Genomic DNA, 15,367 nt, shown 5'->3' on the forward strand with positions numbered 1-15,367 from the left:
TGTTTAAAAAAATAAACAGCCCTCTTTTTATAATGCCTTTTACATAAGTTATTGTAGATTTTAATCTATACCATTTAGAAACAATGATATTTCTAAATTGTCTTGCTATTTTTTGATCTGTATAAATTTAAAAAAGCGTTACCGGTTGATAGAATAATTATTATGCGGAATGGGTAAGTGGGTAGAACAAAAAGAGTATAATTTAATTTTTCAGCTCCATTGATAGTATAGGGTAGGGTTTGCCGGCGGCATCAATCTCGCTACGCTCAACGGTTATAAAACCCAGTTTTTCATAAAAACCTACCGCCTGGATGTTCTGTTCGTTTACATCAACCGTGTTAACACCATATTCTTTTTTTGCAAAATCAATCAGCATTTTGCCCAGTCCTTTCCCTCTTGCATCAGCATGGATAAATAACATCTGTATAGATTCATTGTTAAGGCCGATAAATCCTAAAATTTCCTGATTTTCTTTAATGCAGTATAGTTGTACCTGATCAAAATACTCATTTAAAATCAATGCACGGTAGGTAATAATGTCGCTTTCCGAAAGAAAATGATGTGTTGCCCTTACCGAACTTTCCCATACCGTTATAAGTTGCTGATAATCTTTTTTCGCTGCCGGTTCAATTGATATTTCTTTCACGCTTTTTTTATTTTTTTAGCAGAGAGGAATCCCTCATCCATTTTACATTACTTCCATTTTCCATTCCACAACCCTTAACTCATTACCAACACAAATGGTTCCCAAATGTTGGTGCAAAAGGTTTTGCCCGAACAAGATTTTCTTTCCCACAGTACGGTAACCGGCCAGGGTTCTTAAAGGTTCCTGTCCTTTTTCGCCGGTTTGCTGATCGATAGTGATCAATACACATCTTGCACAGGGTTTTACTGCCAAAAACAGGGTTTCGCCGATGTAAAAAGTTTTAAAGCTATCCTCAATATGAGGTATACCACCGGTAAAAACAAAATTCGGGCGGAAACGGTCCATTTTAACCGGATTTTTAAGTTTTTCGTTAAGTCCGTCGAGTGCAGATTGACCAATCAGCAAACATGGATAACCATCTGCAAAACTTACCACTTCATCATTGGATGCATACCGCGGATCGACCATTCTTTTTTCGGCGACAGGCATTTTTACCAATCTCACTTTAAATTTCAGAAAATCGGAAAACCATTTGCTTACCGTTTCGTTAACTTCAACGGCTGTAGCGGTATCATTCCAGATCACAACCGGAAAACTTTTTCCGTTATCTTCATCCAATAAAAAAGATATGTTTTGATCGGGTTGCGTTTTATGCGATATCACCAGCCTGCCCTCCACAATATTAACGGCAAGCATCGCCAGTTCGAAATATTTGCGCTGGGTAATAAATGTTCCTTCTTCATCCACAAGCATCCATCTCCGGTCGAACTGCAGGCCTTTTTCTTCAAGTGTAGCCTGATTGAGACTGATGCCACCTAACGATTTAATGGGATAGATAAACAGCCCGGAAAGGAAAAATTTATTCATGGCTTAAAGATAAAAACACATTTTTAATTTATCTGTTAATGGAATGAATTACCTTAGGTATTTATCTAAATACATATTTGCTCCCTAACAAATGAACGCTAAAAAAACTTTAACCCGGCAGATAATTGAACGCATGGCTTTATTGGTGATACCTTTATTTGGGGTATACCTGCTAATGAAGTTTACCTATAACCCACATGCACATTGCGTTGGCAACGAACACAGGCATACGATGGGGCCGGTAGGTTACATCATTCTGGGAGCAGCGATCATCATCATCTGGGTTTTGGCCATTATTTTCGAACAGATCTGGCGTTATTTTAAGAAGGATAGGAAAGTTTCTTTTGTAATACTGTTTTTATTGCTTCTGGTAATCATTTCGATGATCTGTTTTATCTGAGCAGATCGCTTTTTTTAGTTTCAATAAAATATTCCATAGCTGATAATTCCTCTATATTTTCTGTTGGCCAAAATTGCTTTATCTATAGTTTTTGGCCATTCATGGTGTGTAAAGATATATCTGTCGATACCCTATCGTTTTCCGCTTGGCATCGTCTTAATTTCGTTAGGTATATCATTTACCAATATATCTATACGCTCCTTTGACCTGTATTTTAAGAAAAGTATTGCTATTTTTAAGTGTCATTACGGTTAGCTGTAATCGTGCGCCCAGGCCATTGCCCCAAAAGATAACGCTTAAACCAATCGTTGCGAAAAGCTTTTCAGCCTCAGAAATCATTGCCAAAAAAGAGGTACCCGTACTCTGTTATCACCACATCAGAAATTGGAGACGGAAAGATTCTAAGCGAGACCGTAACGACATTATTTCTATGTCCAAATTCGAAAAACACCTTAAAATGCTTTCCGATAGTGGTTACCATTCAATACTACCGGATGAACTCTACGATTACCTTACTTTAGATCGAAAATTACCCGAAAAGCCTGTTATGATCAGCTTTGACGATGGCTATAGGGAGCAATTTACCATTGCTGCCCCTTTGCTAAAAAAGTATGGTTTTAAAGGCGTATTTTTTGTTACCACAGATGCAATTGGTGGGAGACGGATGTTAAAGAAAAAACACATCAGGAATCTTTCTGATCAGGGACACATTATCGCCAATCATACCTTTCAGCACCTTAATCTGGCTAATTTATCCGACAGCGCTTTAAGAATACAGGTTATCAGATCGGCAAAAAAATTGAAGGAAATTACTGGAAAGGAAGTTAAATACCTGGCTTATCCCTACGGAATTTATAGTGAAAATATTTTACTAAAACTTAAAGAGATGGGCATAAGGGCTGCATTTATTCTTTCTACAAAAAGAAGTGCCAAATACCCCTTATATACCATCAGGAGAATTATAGATCCGGGAAATTATACGGCAAAAAACCTGTATCACAGTATCCATAAAAGTTTTAAATAATTACTTATAAATTCCCGGATTATAAGATTTCAATCCCTTTATGCTCAAATACTTCAAAAATCTGTGCGTTGATCATGCTACGTGTTAAATCTGCTTTAGAAATATCCTTACACCAGAAATAAATATTGATTTTACTGCTCAGCTTACTCACCGGACTGATCATAATTACAGGTTCTTTGCTGATAAATACATTATTATTTTCTGCAATCACCTCTCTGATCAGATTTATTACTTCAGTAGTGTTAAAAGGTTTGGCAATGGATAAGGAAATATTCACCCGCATCTGGTTATTGCTCAGTGTCCAGTTGATAATGTTATTGGATAAAATTGCACCATTTGGGATAATGATTTCTGCACCTTCATCGCTTAGCAAGGTGCTGGCACGCACACCAATTTCTTTTACCCTTCCTTTTTTATCACTCAGTTCAACAATGTCGCCGATTCGGATGGTTTTATCGAAAATGAGGATAATACCCGAAACAAAATTGCTCACAATATTCTGTAAACCCAATCCAATACCCACACCCAAAGCACCCAGGATTACGGTAATCTTATCTATTGGTAATCCCGATGCGGCAACCGCGATCAAAAAACCGCCAATCAGCAATACTAAACGTGTAACCAGTAATTTAGAACGCTCGCCTTTATTATCGTCGAAACTATCATCGCCCGTATCACCAAAGAAATAGGCAATGTATTTCTGCAGGAAGTTGGCAATCCAGATAATGCCAAGAAATAACACCACACCGCCAAAAGTGAAAGTAAAACTGCCGATAATCCTTTTTTCGGTCAGGATTTCCATCACCGATTCATAAAGTCCGTTAAAAATATTCAGGTTGGTGGTAAATATCACGAACCAGATAATGGTGGTACCAATACCTGTGAGTCTTTTTAGTCCGGCAATTACCGGCTGCCAGTCGAAATATTCAGGGAAGCCCTTTCTAATCCTGCTGCTTTTCATCTGCAGTAAAAAAGCCTCTACCAATACTTTGGCCAAAATGGTAAGTGATATGGCATTTAATAAAGAACTCACCCCGGTTGAATAAAAAATCTGTGTGAGTGTAAACCGGCCAAATAAATTACAAAAAGTAGCAATAATGGCAAATACAGTATAAATAAAGCCGGTAGTAACAATCATTTTATATCGTTTTGCTTTCTCATCGAGCATTTTCCACACCATAACCCCATAAGCTACCGAACTTACCGTTAAAAAAAGCAAAAGCCAGCGCTGGTATCTTGGCGGCATGCCCAAAAGGCGCAGGAAAACGGGTGCTAATAGCAGCACCACAAAAACGCACCAGTAATAAAATAACCTTTTACCGAGTTTCTTGCGGAAAAATACGGTAAGCAGTATGGCCAGGATCACCTGTACGGCCTCTATATAAAGCGCAGGTGCCCGCAGGTCGAAAATCGGTGCCAGCGTAAAAAGGGTAATAAAAGTAATGAGGTAGGGCTGCGGATTGATGAGCGAAAAACCGTCGAGGCTTTCTAAACGGTCGCGTTGTTTTACACTCCTGAAATTGAAAAATACCCAAAAGAAAAATATGGCGCAGGTAAAAAGCAACAGCAAGCGGCTGCTTCTGGTGTATACAAAATAGTAGCCTGATATTTCCTGTTCGCCTTTAATAAATCGTCTAAAACCTACACTTTTATTGGCCGGTTTATTTACCGATTCCCACAGATAGCGGCGTTCTTTGCCAAAAGCTTTAATGCTAACCGCATCGAGCTGGTTATCGGTAAGGTACATCAGTTCTTTAATGTTGATCAGGTTGGCAGAAGTTCTGGCCTGAAAATTATTGATGGCTAAAGTAGTACCTTTAAGCAGGCTATCCATCACCACGCGTTTTTTACCCAACTCGGCAAATTGTTCTTTAAACATGCTGCGTACAGCAGGAGAAGTAAACAACTTAATCAATACGGTATCTTTCCGCAGGTTGAGGATTTCGGTTTTTAATGCGCGAAGTTCTTTTTCATACTCATCCAGATCGGCTAAACAATCTTTGTTATTACTGCGCAGTTCTTCCAGTAAAGTTTGATCCATCTGCAGGTTCTGCAGGTTCATCGCCCTGTCGCTTTGTGTTAACCTGCTTTTAAGCAAGGCTAAGGCTGCTTCATCCTGAGTTAAATGTGCTGCTATAGGTTTAAGTTTCTTAAAAGAAGCTACCGTAACCGGCACTTTATTTACCGTTTCGAAAACTTTCTCCAGATGCGCCAGATAATCGCCTTTGGTTAACGTTGCAGAATCTGATAATATAGACACATCCTGCCCCTTACCTGCCTGGTTATTTTTCTGCGCAAAAGCATTGCCCGTAAAAAGCAAAACAAATAGAAATAATATTGAAGATGCGGGGTTTAAGGGAAAAAATTTTCTGATAATCATTGATATGAATAGTATGATATGAACCTTAATGGAAGAGCTTGCCAAAAATAACGATTAGAATTGATTTTATAATCACAGGCAATAGCCATTATCGTGCCTGAAAGTTGTTTTTTGGTTGAATTAGAAAGTATAATAAGCTTAAAGGAAAATTAGATCATTTAAATCAACATCTAACCGTATTTGCTGTTTAACACAAAAGCGTAACCAAATACATTGCTTTATAAATAAGTTAAACCGATGAATAAATTCCTAATCCCTTATTAAAGCATTGTTTTTAGCAATTATTTATGCTACTACTTTTGAGCAAAATATACGATGAGTGGCCTCATAAAATCAATATCAAACAAAAAACAAATAATAAGGAAAATAATTCTCCCAAAATAGATGATATGATAGCTTTCTCATGTAATAATTTTCACGTGATTAATTTGTCATGTAAAGAAAATATAGATATTGTCCTTAAAATCTGGAAGGAAACATTGTACATCAATACAGCCCTATTTGAACTTCTGAAAAAATAAATTTATTATTGAATAAACGGAATTGAGCAAACTATGAAAAAGCAGACCAAAATTATTCTAGGTGCAATATCACTTGTTTTTTTACTTGCCTGGGTATTGGCTTACAAATTACATTGGTTTGGTGGTAAAACAGATGCTCAATTGGCCGATAGCATTGTAACAGATACTGTTCAGCAGGCAGCTACTGTGGGAGAACCAATTTTAGTTCCCGTTAGTTCAACAGACGAGGAGAAAAAAGAAGTTATCATCGATTTTCCAACCAATGGAAATAAAGTGGAAGATTTTGTACCCCAAACCTATAAAATCGCCCTCGAAGCAAAAGGCTTGCTGGATAGCGACGACCTGGAAGATGCAGTCCTGGTTTTACAGCATAAAACAGACAGTACAGCTAAACGGCCAACCTTAGTTTTGTTGAAGGAGCCTGGTGGTGGCTACCGCTTACACGCCACTTCGTGGGAGGCTATTGGTGCAGCCTATATTAATGGCGATTTTCCTCAGTATGATAACGAAGATATCAGCATCGATCAAAACAGAACCTTAGTGATATCAACCTATTCGATCGGACCTGTTGGCAATCGCGACACCAGATACCGTTTTATAAACAATGAACTCGAACTTGTTAATATGGAAACCTACAATCAGGGAGCGGGCGGGCAAACCAGAGCCGAATACGATATTTTAAACCATAAAATAACGGTTGAGGAAGTAAATACCATGAAAGAGGATATGCCTTCCACCTTAAGCCATGCTAAATTACCTCTAAATAAACATTATCTCTTTAAGGATATCGACCCAGTAACGGTTTTTTCCGAATAAGATCTGAACCGGAATTTAGCACGAATAGTGTGTTTTTTATTATTCACAACAATCCTACCGGCTCGCGTGTTGTTTAGGTATGAAAATATTGCTTACCGGTGCAACAGGTTATATCGGAAAACGTCTGTTGCCTGTTTTAGTCGAAGCTGGCCATGAAGTGATCTGTAGCGTAAGGGACATTGGCAGACTAAACGTCAAAAAATATCCTGAAGGACAGGTTAAGGTTGTTCAGGCAGATTTATTGGAGCCGGGTAGCCTCGAAGCATTACCTAAGGATATTGATATTGCCTATTACCTCGTACATTCTCTTGATTTAAGCGGCGATTTTAGCCAGCAGGAAAAACAATCTGCACAGAATTTCATTCATTATCTAAATGCTACTGCGGCCAGGCAATTAATTTATCTTGGGGGTATCACCAACGTGGAAAAACTCAGCCGGCACCTTTCCAGTCGTAAAGTTGTGGAAGAAGAACTTGCAAAAGGACAGATACCTCTTACTGCCCTGCGCGCGGGTATCATTATCGGTTCAGGTAGCGCTTCTTTTGAAATCATCCGAGATCTGGTTGAAAAACTTCCCGTTATGATTGCGCCCAAATGGCTGGAAACTAAATGTCAGCCCATTGGTATACGGAATGTGGTTGAGTTTCTTTCAGGGGTGGTGGGAAAGGAATATACCTATAACAAACATTATGATATTTACGGACCTGATCTTTTAAGTTACAAAGAAATGCTGATGGGCTTTGCGCAGGTTAGGAAATTGAAACGCAGGATTATTATTGTTCCGGTATTCACGCCAAAACTCTCTTCATACTGGCTTTATTTTGTAACCTCAACGTCTTATACTTTAGCAAAAAACCTGGTCGAGAGTATGAAAATTGATGTCATACCGAAGCAGAATGACCTGACCTCCAGGCTATCGGTTAAGCTTTTGCCTTATAAAAAATCCATCGAACTGGCTTTTGAAAAGATTGAACAAAACCTGGTGCTTTCCCGCTGGGATGATGCCACAGGTGGAAGAATTTTTCGGGATGGGCTTCAACGGCATATCAAGGTGCCCAAATTTGGCGTATTTACAGATAAACAGCAGATGGAAGCTGTTGATGCTGAAAAAGCATTACAGCGTATTTTTGCCATAGGTGGCCGTAACGGATGGTATTACGCCGATTGGTTATGGTCGTTCAGAGGATTTTTAGACCGGTTATTTGGTGGCGTTGGACTTCGCAGGGGAAGGAAAAATACCGATGATACTTCTGCAGGCGAAGCCCTGGACTTTTGGCGTGTGCTTTACGCGGATAAAAAGGAGAAACGACTACTATTGTATGCAGAGATGAAATTGCCTGGCGAAGCCTGGCTCGAATTCAGGATCGACGAATATAACGTTGCCCACCAGATTGCAACTTTCAGGCCTCTCGGTATTAGTGGAAGGCTTTACTGGTATGGCATGTTACCTTTTCATGTCTTTATTTTCAAGGGCATGCTGAGTAAGATCGTGAAGTAGGCAGTGCGTTAGAAAGCATCTTTTTGACGTACTTCCCCCATTCAAGAAGTTTATTAAATTTTAGTTGATCTTAACTTACCTAAATACTTTTTGGCAAAGGCTGATATTTCACTGTCCTTAGAGGCCGAAGCCCTGCTCAATAATTTTTCTGCTATCGGACGGTCACTGATTAGCAAGTTACGGTACGTTATGTCGAAAGTATTTCCTTTAAGTTTTGCCAGACTTTCTACCAACGCATTACTTGCCCCATCGTTTATGCCTTTAGGTGTTGTTTTTACCATGCCGCTATTTCCTGCCTCTCCTCCAGCATTGCTGAGCCTAGAAGTGTCTCTCATATTTTCAGGGCTAGAATCAACACGTCCATCAGGTCGCTGACCACCTTCGGGAAGCGTACCTGCCAATTGTATCGATTTCTTCTTAGCGAGAACTTTTAGTTCATCGCTAAAACCACTTAAGGTTACCGATATCCTGTTTCCCCACTCTTTTGTGCTGTTGCCTTGTTTTGCCGCAAGACTTGCTGCCCTGAGCTGTTTGCTGCAGAGTGCATTGAGCTCATTGAGTGTTGCAGCATCATTAGCCTGGAAAATGATTTTAGTATCGTATGCTGTTTTCGTTTTTACCTGGTTACCAGGGTTGGTAAACAATACCGTTGCAGCTAGTAAAATGGCATTTGAATTGAATAAATTCATCATGGTTAAAATTTTGATATACAGTTATAACATGGGTAAAGGGTATTGGTTTTGATTTTTAATGGAAACATCCTGCTGCTAATATCCTTTTTAGAAAATTTCTCTGCTTCATTACCGGTTCTGATCAATGTATGCAAGCGGCCTATTAAAGTTTTATCAGGATATTTAAATCTTCTCCGCAGGCTCAATAGCCAAAGGGATCAATTCGTATATTGTTGGTGTAAATTCGAGATAATAAAGTAGAGCTGATCAGTCCGCAGATAAGTATGAGGGCAAGCGGAGAGATAAGCGGATCGCTTGATTTGCAACTGGTACCAATCCACTAATGGCTAATCAAATGTAAAATGTCAGGAAATTGAGCCATCAGAGATGGGAAAAATTTGGCTAACCTAAAAGATATTGACTTGGTAAATCCAATTTAGAAGAGGTATATAGATTTGTGTATTTCCGCCCAGCCAGGCTTTAGTACAGTATCTCCGTTCTCCTTAATTCCGGCCTAATAAATTTTTTGGGCTCCACCGACCAAGCCAACTTACTGGCTTCCAAAGAAAAATTTTCAGCCGGCGTTTTTTGGTTCTTTTTGACGCCAAAAAGAAGGAGCCCTTCGGCGGCGGCGAGCCGAGGCAAGACTGTGCCGAGGGACAAATAAAAATCAATTAGAATTTTGGTCGGTGTGATGCCAATAGATAACTATTTTATGCGCTATTAGTTAAAGCTTTAGCTATTTGTGTAGCTGAAATGATTGATCAGAAATGATAAAATGAGTAGCTATAAATAAAATCATAAAAAAAACGAGTTGCTAATAGTAACTGGTTTTTGTACAATTTCTTTTTGGTCGTCATCTTGTTTAATTTTAACGAAAAATGAAAGTTTTGGCGTTTTTATTTCTGTTAATTTACACTGTCACTATTAGAAACCGGTTAAATTTATTTGAAACTGTAGCGCCCGGAGCGTATAATACGTTTTAATGCTAAAACCAATATCCTAACCAGATCAATGAAAAAATTATTACCGATAATGTTATTGCTGATTGTGATATCAGCATGTAAAAAAGAAAAACAGGGAGATTATTCGGAAACAATCACTACCGGTGAGAAATGGGGGATTAAAATAGGCAGTACACAGGCTGAGGTATATGCCCAATTGCAGAAAGCCGGTCCAACGCTCGATTTTCGATCACTGGGCATTTATGGCCGCAGGCCTTATACTTCTCCTGAAAAACCTGCTGAGATTATCCAGTTTTACTATGCACTTACCATTTACAGCAGTACCGGAACATTAGACCGTGCAGTATTTCTTTTTAACGGCGATAAAGTAAAAGAAATTACAGTGGGTGGAGGACTTACCTCGGGAGTTACTAAATGGCCTGACGGAGCGGCCGATGATACGGCCATCAAGGTAGATGACCCGGTTAGCGCAATAGGAGCAAAGTTGTTAAAAATCCACCAGCTGCCGGCATATAGTAGTTATGGATTTGTACTTTCTGATAAACCATTAAATAAACCTTACGATCCCGATCTGAACAATTACAATGACTGGCAATTTGTATTTTCTGATTTCGTAAGCTCGAGTGTTAGCGGAACCTCAACGGTAAAACTGCATTTTAATGCCGGCAAACTCGAACGTATTGAACATGACTACCGGGAGGCACAGATATTTAACTAAACCTCGAAAAGATTTAAAAAGAAAAAGGCGGCAAATTATATTTTACCGCCTTTTATATATATGTTGTGATGGCTTATTTTGACAATGCTGCAACTTGAAGCGATTGTGGCGTATTCATCTCAGTTTTTAAAGCTGCAAAACGGTCTAAATTTAATTTTTGTGTTTTGCCCATTACTAAAATGTGGTTTTGTGTTGCACCTTTCAGTTTGAGGTCAGAGTTACCTTCAATTACGGTATATAAGCTTTCTGTATTTGAATTGATTTCGGCTACTGCGTTTTCTGATAAAAACACCTGAAGATATTTGGTATCCAATTTACCTTCTGTTTTTACGATTGCATTTTCAGATGCCTGTACTCTGTAAATGTTTTTTACATAAACTGTAATTTTTGCTGCTTCTTTACTATCCGAAGAAATTTTTAAAGCATGGCCATCCTGGATTACTTTTACTTTTCCTGTATTGTCGTTATCATAACTTACACCTTCTTTCTGGCGCTGAACTAATGTTACTTCTACATTCCCGCTTACCACAACTTTACTGAAATTATTTGGCGCCGAAACTTTTGTTGGTTGTTTTTCATCAGCCATTACGCTTGTTGAGAAGATAGATGATGTTAAAATGATTGCTGCTAAAAGCGATTTTGTAAGGGTTTTGATTGAGGTTTTCATAATGCTGTTATTTATATGTTTTATAATATTTTGTTCCTGTTTTTGTAGATAAGACGCAGGCACACGCAAAACGTTGCACCATAAAACAGGCTATTATACCAACACAGCGAAATCCTCGACGAACGGCCGATATAAATAGTCGAAAAGATGAAATTATTTTTTAGAAGATTTTAATGGTTAGCTTAGAGGCCAGAAGGAGGTAATGAGAAGAGTAATATTTTAGAAGGTGTATTAAGGATTAATTTCTAGGACGTAAAAATTCATCGTCATTTTATTTTTTGGTCTATAAGTAGAGTCGTCTGATTTGGCGTTTTTCAGGAATTCCTCTTTATTGTATGATGCTACAAATTTATTTAACGAATCTTTAACTTGGATTTTAAAATTATTTGGGAAATAGGTGCTATCGCCCACCTCAACAGGTAACATGTGTTGTGAGGAATGGTATGGTCCTGTAGTTAAATTTAAGGTATCACTTACCTTTTGAATTTTATTTTCCTTTTTGCATGTATAAGAAATAATTATTTTACGGCTGGTTTGGGCAAGATTTTTCACGTATAACCACTTGTAACGTGCAGCTTCTTCAGCATTTCTTTCTCTGGGGTCGGTTGAAGTAAGATAAAGCACGGCGGCTATTGCAATAAAAAGAACAACTATTCCGGCTAACAGCCCAACGGTACCAATAATTTTAACTTTTAAAGATTTATTCCTGAAAATTAAAAAATTTGCAAGCAGCAATATAGCGAAAATACAAAAGAGGAAATAAATAGTCATAATGTTAGGTTTTAACGGTCAAACTCAACTAAACTATCGTTGGGTAAATCATATTCATAAAGTTTATCCAGTTCGTTGTCGAAGTATAACCACTGTACAGTGTTAAGGCGGTGTTCTTCCGTTCCGGCAATTCCAATAAGCATATATTCCTTATCAGCCCTTATTTGTTTTTCGATAGAATAATTTATTTCATCACGATTTTTAACAAGCAATTGTAACTGTTCGTTTTTCGAATTGGCTATGTAATATTCTACCAGAGTGTAAAGTTTATCCAGATAGGATTTTGAATAATCCTCTTCTTGCGGCCAGTGATACTTTAAGGCTTCATTATAGTTTTTCCTGAATTTTGAAACATTACCGTCTTTTAGTTTTTTAACCGATACAATCTTTTCTGCTTGCTGTGGGGTATCTCCATCGCCTGCTACATAAATGGTATCAGTTTTCCAGGTTACTTCAATAATATCGCCTCTTAACAGGTTTCTATCCTCGTTATCGTCATTAATAAAAGATAATGTTTCATTTTTCCTGCGCGCTGTTAGCAGAAAATAATCGCCATCATCAATATAGCCTACAAATTCCATAATTTCTTGGTGTGGTGTTTGGTGATCGGCTGTCTTTTTTACTTCAGCTTCTCTCTTCACTGTATCGGAAACTACAGGTTTGTTCTTCTTTTGTGTATTAGAATGGCATGAAATACAGGTGAATACAAATAAGATTTTCCAGATATTTTTCATTGGTTGATCGCTATAATTTATTTTTCCGGATGATCTGTAAATATATGTTTTGAAACCGAAAAATCAGGTTACAAAAAAAGCGACAACCAGGTGCCGCTTTTAAAAATATGATGGAGTAATTGTTATTTAGATAAAGCAGCAGTTTGAAGGCTGCTTGCAACCGGTGATCTCATTTCTGTTTTTGAAGCAGCGAATTTATCAAGGTTCAGTTTTGGGGTACTTCCCATTACAAGGTTATGGTTTTGTGTGGCACCGCTCAATTTTAAATCGGCATTACCTTCCATCACGGTATATAAACTTTCGGTTTTAGAGTTGATTTTTGCAACAGCATTTCCGGTTAAAAATACCTGAAGATATTTTACATTCAGTTTTCCTTCTGTTTTTACAACTGCATCATCAGCAGCCTGTACCCTGTAGATATTTTTTACATAAACTGTAATTTTTGCAGGACTGTTGTTGGTTGAGGTAATTTTTAGTGCCGATCCGTCTTGTATTACTTTTACATTACCAGTATTATCATCTGTATAACTTACACTTTCGGTACCACTCTGGATCAGGGTTACTTCTACATTTCCGTTTACCACTACTTTATCGAAGTTTTTTGGTGCCGACATTTTAACCGGTTGTTTTTCGCCAGCCATTACATTTGAACTGAAGATTGAAGCGCTTAAAACTAAAGCTGCCATTAATGATTTTGCTGAGGTTGAGAATAAAGTTTTCATAATGTTTTTATTTATATTTTTAATTAATAATTTGTGATTGTTTGATAATGAGACGCAGCCATTCGGGAAACGTTTCAGCGGTTTTGCCCGTATTATACCAACGCTGTGAAATTCTCGACGAACGGGTTTTAAAATCGGGCGAAAAACAGTTCATTTTTTAATTAAAATTCCTTAGTTGAAAAATTTATGGCTGCAGTAACACAAGAATTAACATTAATGGAATAATAGCTTAATCAGCTGTTAATACTTTTGCGCGTAAATCCCATTATCCTTATTCGTATGAAAATTATCCGCACTGCACTCTTTTTATCGCTCCTTATCAATTCACTTGTTTCGTTGGCACAGAGTCCTGCTGAAAAGCTTAAAACTATTTTTCAGGATAAGAACAGGCAGATTTTGGTTGCTGCACACCGTGGTGATTGGAGAAATTCGCCCGAAAATTCGTTGCAGGCACTTTACAATAGCATCAGCAAGGGATTTGATATTATGGAGCTTGATGTGAAAATGAGTAAGGATAGCCAGATGGTGGTGATGCACGATAATACCATTGATCGTACCACAAATGCAAAAGGAAAGGTGGGAGATTATACTTTGGCAGAACTTAAAAAGTTCAGGTTAAGGAACGGTTTGGGCCGTGTTACAGAAAACCAAATCCCAACAATGCGTGAGATGATGCTGGCGGCTAAAGGAAAGATCCTGATCAATGTAGATAAGGGGAATGACCACCTCGATCTGGTATTTAAGGTGCTGCGCGAAACTTCTACCACCGATCAGGCGATTGTGAATGTTGGCGATGATATGCCTTACGAAGAATTGAAGGCCAAAAATACAATACCACAGGATGCTTATTTAATGGTGGTGGTGAATGTTAAAAATAAAGATATGCAGAGCATCATCAATGGTTATGCCGCCAATAAGAAAGCCATTGTACAGCCTATTTTTGACACTGATACCTTGACTAATTTAAAAGTGGTAAAAGCAATGAATGGAAAACCATTAATCTGGTTAAACAGTTTGTGGCCATCGCTAAATGGCGGCCACGACGACGACCGTGCGGTAGAAAAAAATGAAAAGGAAGAAAGCTGGGGCTGGCTGATTAATTATCACCCGGTGATCCTGCAAACCGACCGCCCGACAGATCTGTTGATTTACTTAAGGAGTAGGGGATTGCATAAATAAATCGATGCTTAAACCAATGAAGCACCAGGCTTTAATTCGTAGGGTGCTTTCCCAGGTTCAAAAATCCTTGTTTCTTCAGTTCCCTCTGTAGTAATTTTATTGCCCCTTATCCTGATCCAGTTTCCTTCGCGCAAGCCAACTACTTTTATATCGTTCTGCGTTAAAAACTCTTTTATCCTTGTTTCCCTTGTCTCACCATTGTGTTTCAAATCTGGATTTGGATCGAGGTAATGAGGATTAAGATTAAATGGAACCAGGCCCATACAGTCGAAAGACGAAGGATAAACAATTGGCATATCATTGGTGGTTTTCATATTGATACCGCCGATGTTGCTGCCTGCGCTACAGCCCAGATAAGCTTTACCTTTTTTGATATTTTCGCTCAAAACACCCATCAATCCAAGTTCGTGCAATGTTTTTACCAACAAAAAAGTATTACCACCACCGGTAAAAAAGCCTTTTGCTGCATGTACGGCTTCAACAGGATTGGCAAATTCGTGCAAACCTTTTATCTTAATATTAAGGCCGGAGAAAAAATCTTTGGCTTTTGCAGTATATTCCTCATGCGAAATGCCTCCCGGCCTTGCAAAAGGTATAAAAATAATTTCTTCTGTCCCTTTAAAAAGTTCAGTTAATTCTTTTGTTAGGTATTCAAGGTAATTTCCGCCAAAAAGGGTAGAAGTAGAGGCCAGTATAACATTCATTTTGGTATTTTTTTAATCCGGCTTTAAAAGCTTGTTCCTGCAAAGGTAGAAAACAGAAAGAATTTGGATTACCCTGTTTACCAA

Annotated in this window: 15 protein-coding genes; 6 read left to right on the top strand and 9 right to left on the bottom strand. The window is 38.2% G+C overall.

All coding sequences use genetic code 11. The features are described 5' to 3' along the window. Nucleotides 1-202: 202 nt before the first annotated feature. The gene (locus tag DRW42_RS05925) at nucleotides 203-646 is read right to left on the bottom strand and encodes a GNAT family N-acetyltransferase (RefSeq protein WP_208643512.1); all 444 of its coding nucleotides are present in this window, start codon (nucleotides 644-646) and stop codon (nucleotides 203-205) included. A 42-nt stretch (nucleotides 647-688) separates the two neighbouring features. Further along, entirely contained in the window at nucleotides 689-1,513 is an 825-nt protein-coding gene (locus tag DRW42_RS05930) for an MOSC domain-containing protein (protein WP_113947909.1), read from the bottom strand. 91 nt (nucleotides 1,514-1,604) lie between these two features. Between DRW42_RS05930 and DRW42_RS05935 the strand changes: the two genes are divergently transcribed. Further along, nucleotides 1,605-1,913 (top strand): hypothetical protein, encoded by a 309-nt coding sequence (locus DRW42_RS05935; protein ID WP_113947910.1) that lies wholly within the window; start codon nucleotides 1,605-1,607, stop codon nucleotides 1,911-1,913. Between the two features lie 277 nt (nucleotides 1,914-2,190). Continuing rightward, nucleotides 2,191-2,937 carry a polysaccharide deacetylase family protein gene (locus tag DRW42_RS05940; protein ID WP_244215207.1) on the top strand — a complete coding sequence of 249 codons (747 nt, stop codon included), beginning with the start codon at nucleotides 2,191-2,193 and terminating at the stop codon, nucleotides 2,935-2,937. Between the two features lie 19 nt (nucleotides 2,938-2,956). Here DRW42_RS05940 and DRW42_RS05945 read toward each other — a convergent pair whose 3' ends face one another. Continuing rightward, nucleotides 2,957-5,317: a mechanosensitive ion channel family protein gene (locus DRW42_RS05945; protein WP_113947912.1), complete on the bottom strand. Its 2,361-nt coding sequence runs from the start codon at nucleotides 5,315-5,317 to the stop codon at nucleotides 2,957-2,959. A 554-nt stretch (nucleotides 5,318-5,871) separates the two neighbouring features. Between DRW42_RS05945 and DRW42_RS05955 the strand changes: the two genes are divergently transcribed. Beyond that, nucleotides 5,872-6,654, top strand: a complete 783-nt coding sequence (locus DRW42_RS05955; RefSeq protein WP_113947914.1) for a hypothetical protein — start codon at nucleotides 5,872-5,874, stop codon at nucleotides 6,652-6,654. Nucleotides 6,655-6,733: 79 nt separating this feature from the next. Further along, nucleotides 6,734-8,152, top strand: coding sequence for an SDR family oxidoreductase (locus DRW42_RS05960; RefSeq protein WP_113947915.1), 1,419 nt, complete (start codon nucleotides 6,734-6,736; stop codon nucleotides 8,150-8,152). A 53-nt stretch (nucleotides 8,153-8,205) separates the two neighbouring features. On the opposite strand, the gene DRW42_RS05965 is transcribed toward DRW42_RS05960, so the two are convergent. Continuing rightward, nucleotides 8,206-8,844, bottom strand: a complete 639-nt coding sequence (locus DRW42_RS05965; RefSeq protein ID WP_113947916.1) for a hypothetical protein — start codon at nucleotides 8,842-8,844, stop codon at nucleotides 8,206-8,208. A 993-nt stretch (nucleotides 8,845-9,837) separates the two neighbouring features. On the opposite strand from DRW42_RS05965, the gene DRW42_RS05975 reads away from it, so the two are divergent. Further along, nucleotides 9,838-10,506, top strand: coding sequence for a hypothetical protein (locus tag DRW42_RS05975; protein WP_113947918.1), 669 nt, complete (start codon nucleotides 9,838-9,840; stop codon nucleotides 10,504-10,506). Between the two features lie 73 nt (nucleotides 10,507-10,579). On the opposite strand, the gene DRW42_RS05980 is transcribed toward DRW42_RS05975, so the two are convergent. The 4 genes from DRW42_RS05980 to DRW42_RS05995 all read right to left on the bottom strand — a co-directional run bounded on the left by DRW42_RS05980 (nucleotide 10,580) and on the right by DRW42_RS05995 (nucleotide 13,400). Beyond that, on the bottom strand, nucleotides 10,580-11,173 hold the full coding sequence (locus tag DRW42_RS05980; RefSeq protein ID WP_147243673.1) for a GIN domain-containing protein: 594 nt from the start codon (nucleotides 11,171-11,173) through the stop codon (nucleotides 10,580-10,582). A gap of 231 nt (nucleotides 11,174-11,404) precedes the next feature. Further along, nucleotides 11,405-11,944, bottom strand: a complete 540-nt coding sequence (locus DRW42_RS05985) for a hypothetical protein (protein ID WP_113947920.1) — start codon at nucleotides 11,942-11,944, stop codon at nucleotides 11,405-11,407. Between the two features lie 11 nt (nucleotides 11,945-11,955). Beyond that, nucleotides 11,956-12,678 carry a hypothetical protein gene (locus DRW42_RS05990; protein WP_113947921.1) on the bottom strand — a complete coding sequence of 241 codons (723 nt, stop codon included), beginning with the start codon at nucleotides 12,676-12,678 and terminating at the stop codon, nucleotides 11,956-11,958. 122 nt (nucleotides 12,679-12,800) lie between these two features. After that, nucleotides 12,801-13,400 carry a GIN domain-containing protein gene (locus DRW42_RS05995; RefSeq protein ID WP_113947922.1) on the bottom strand — a complete coding sequence of 200 codons (600 nt, stop codon included), beginning with the start codon at nucleotides 13,398-13,400 and terminating at the stop codon, nucleotides 12,801-12,803. A 279-nt stretch (nucleotides 13,401-13,679) separates the two neighbouring features. Between DRW42_RS05995 and DRW42_RS06000 the strand changes: the two genes are divergently transcribed. Next, nucleotides 13,680-14,579: a glycerophosphodiester phosphodiesterase family protein gene (locus DRW42_RS06000; RefSeq protein ID WP_113947923.1), complete on the top strand. Its 900-nt coding sequence runs from the start codon at nucleotides 13,680-13,682 to the stop codon at nucleotides 14,577-14,579. Nucleotides 14,580-14,587: 8 nt separating this feature from the next. On the opposite strand, the gene pepE is transcribed toward DRW42_RS06000, so the two are convergent. Further along, nucleotides 14,588-15,283, bottom strand: coding sequence for a dipeptidase PepE (gene pepE, locus DRW42_RS06005; RefSeq protein ID WP_113947924.1), 696 nt, complete (start codon nucleotides 15,281-15,283; stop codon nucleotides 14,588-14,590). Nucleotides 15,284-15,367 lie beyond the last annotated feature (84 nt).

Origin of the sequence: Pedobacter miscanthi (assembly GCF_003315595.1) — a bacterium.
Taxonomy (GTDB): Bacteria; Bacteroidota; Bacteroidia; order Sphingobacteriales; family Sphingobacteriaceae; genus Pedobacter; species Pedobacter miscanthi.

Coding starts and splice junctions, on each gene's coding strand:
- DRW42_RS05930 (WP_113947909.1), bottom strand. CDS start 1,513: ATGAATAAATTTTTCCTTTCCGGGCTGTTTATCTATCCCATTAAATCG.
- DRW42_RS05935 (WP_113947910.1), top strand. CDS start 1,605: ATGAACGCTAAAAAAACTTTAACCCGGCAGATAATTGAACGCATGGCT.
- DRW42_RS05945 (WP_113947912.1), bottom strand. CDS start 5,317: ATGATTATCAGAAAATTTTTTCCCTTAAACCCCGCATCTTCAATATTA.
- DRW42_RS05955 (WP_113947914.1), top strand. CDS start 5,872: ATGAAAAAGCAGACCAAAATTATTCTAGGTGCAATATCACTTGTTTTT.
- DRW42_RS05960 (WP_113947915.1), top strand. CDS start 6,734: ATGAAAATATTGCTTACCGGTGCAACAGGTTATATCGGAAAACGTCTG.
- DRW42_RS05965 (WP_113947916.1), bottom strand. CDS start 8,844: ATGATGAATTTATTCAATTCAAATGCCATTTTACTAGCTGCAACGGTA.
- DRW42_RS05975 (WP_113947918.1), top strand. CDS start 9,838: ATGAAAAAATTATTACCGATAATGTTATTGCTGATTGTGATATCAGCA.
- DRW42_RS05980 (WP_147243673.1), bottom strand. CDS start 11,173: ATGAAAACCTCAATCAAAACCCTTACAAAATCGCTTTTAGCAGCAATC.
- DRW42_RS05985 (WP_113947920.1), bottom strand. CDS start 11,944: ATGACTATTTATTTCCTCTTTTGTATTTTCGCTATATTGCTGCTTGCA.
- DRW42_RS05990 (WP_113947921.1), bottom strand. CDS start 12,678: ATGAAAAATATCTGGAAAATCTTATTTGTATTCACCTGTATTTCATGC.
- DRW42_RS05995 (WP_113947922.1), bottom strand. CDS start 13,400: ATGAAAACTTTATTCTCAACCTCAGCAAAATCATTAATGGCAGCTTTA.
- DRW42_RS06000 (WP_113947923.1), top strand. CDS start 13,680: ATGAAAATTATCCGCACTGCACTCTTTTTATCGCTCCTTATCAATTCA.
- pepE (WP_113947924.1), bottom strand. CDS start 15,283: ATGAATGTTATACTGGCCTCTACTTCTACCCTTTTTGGCGGAAATTAC.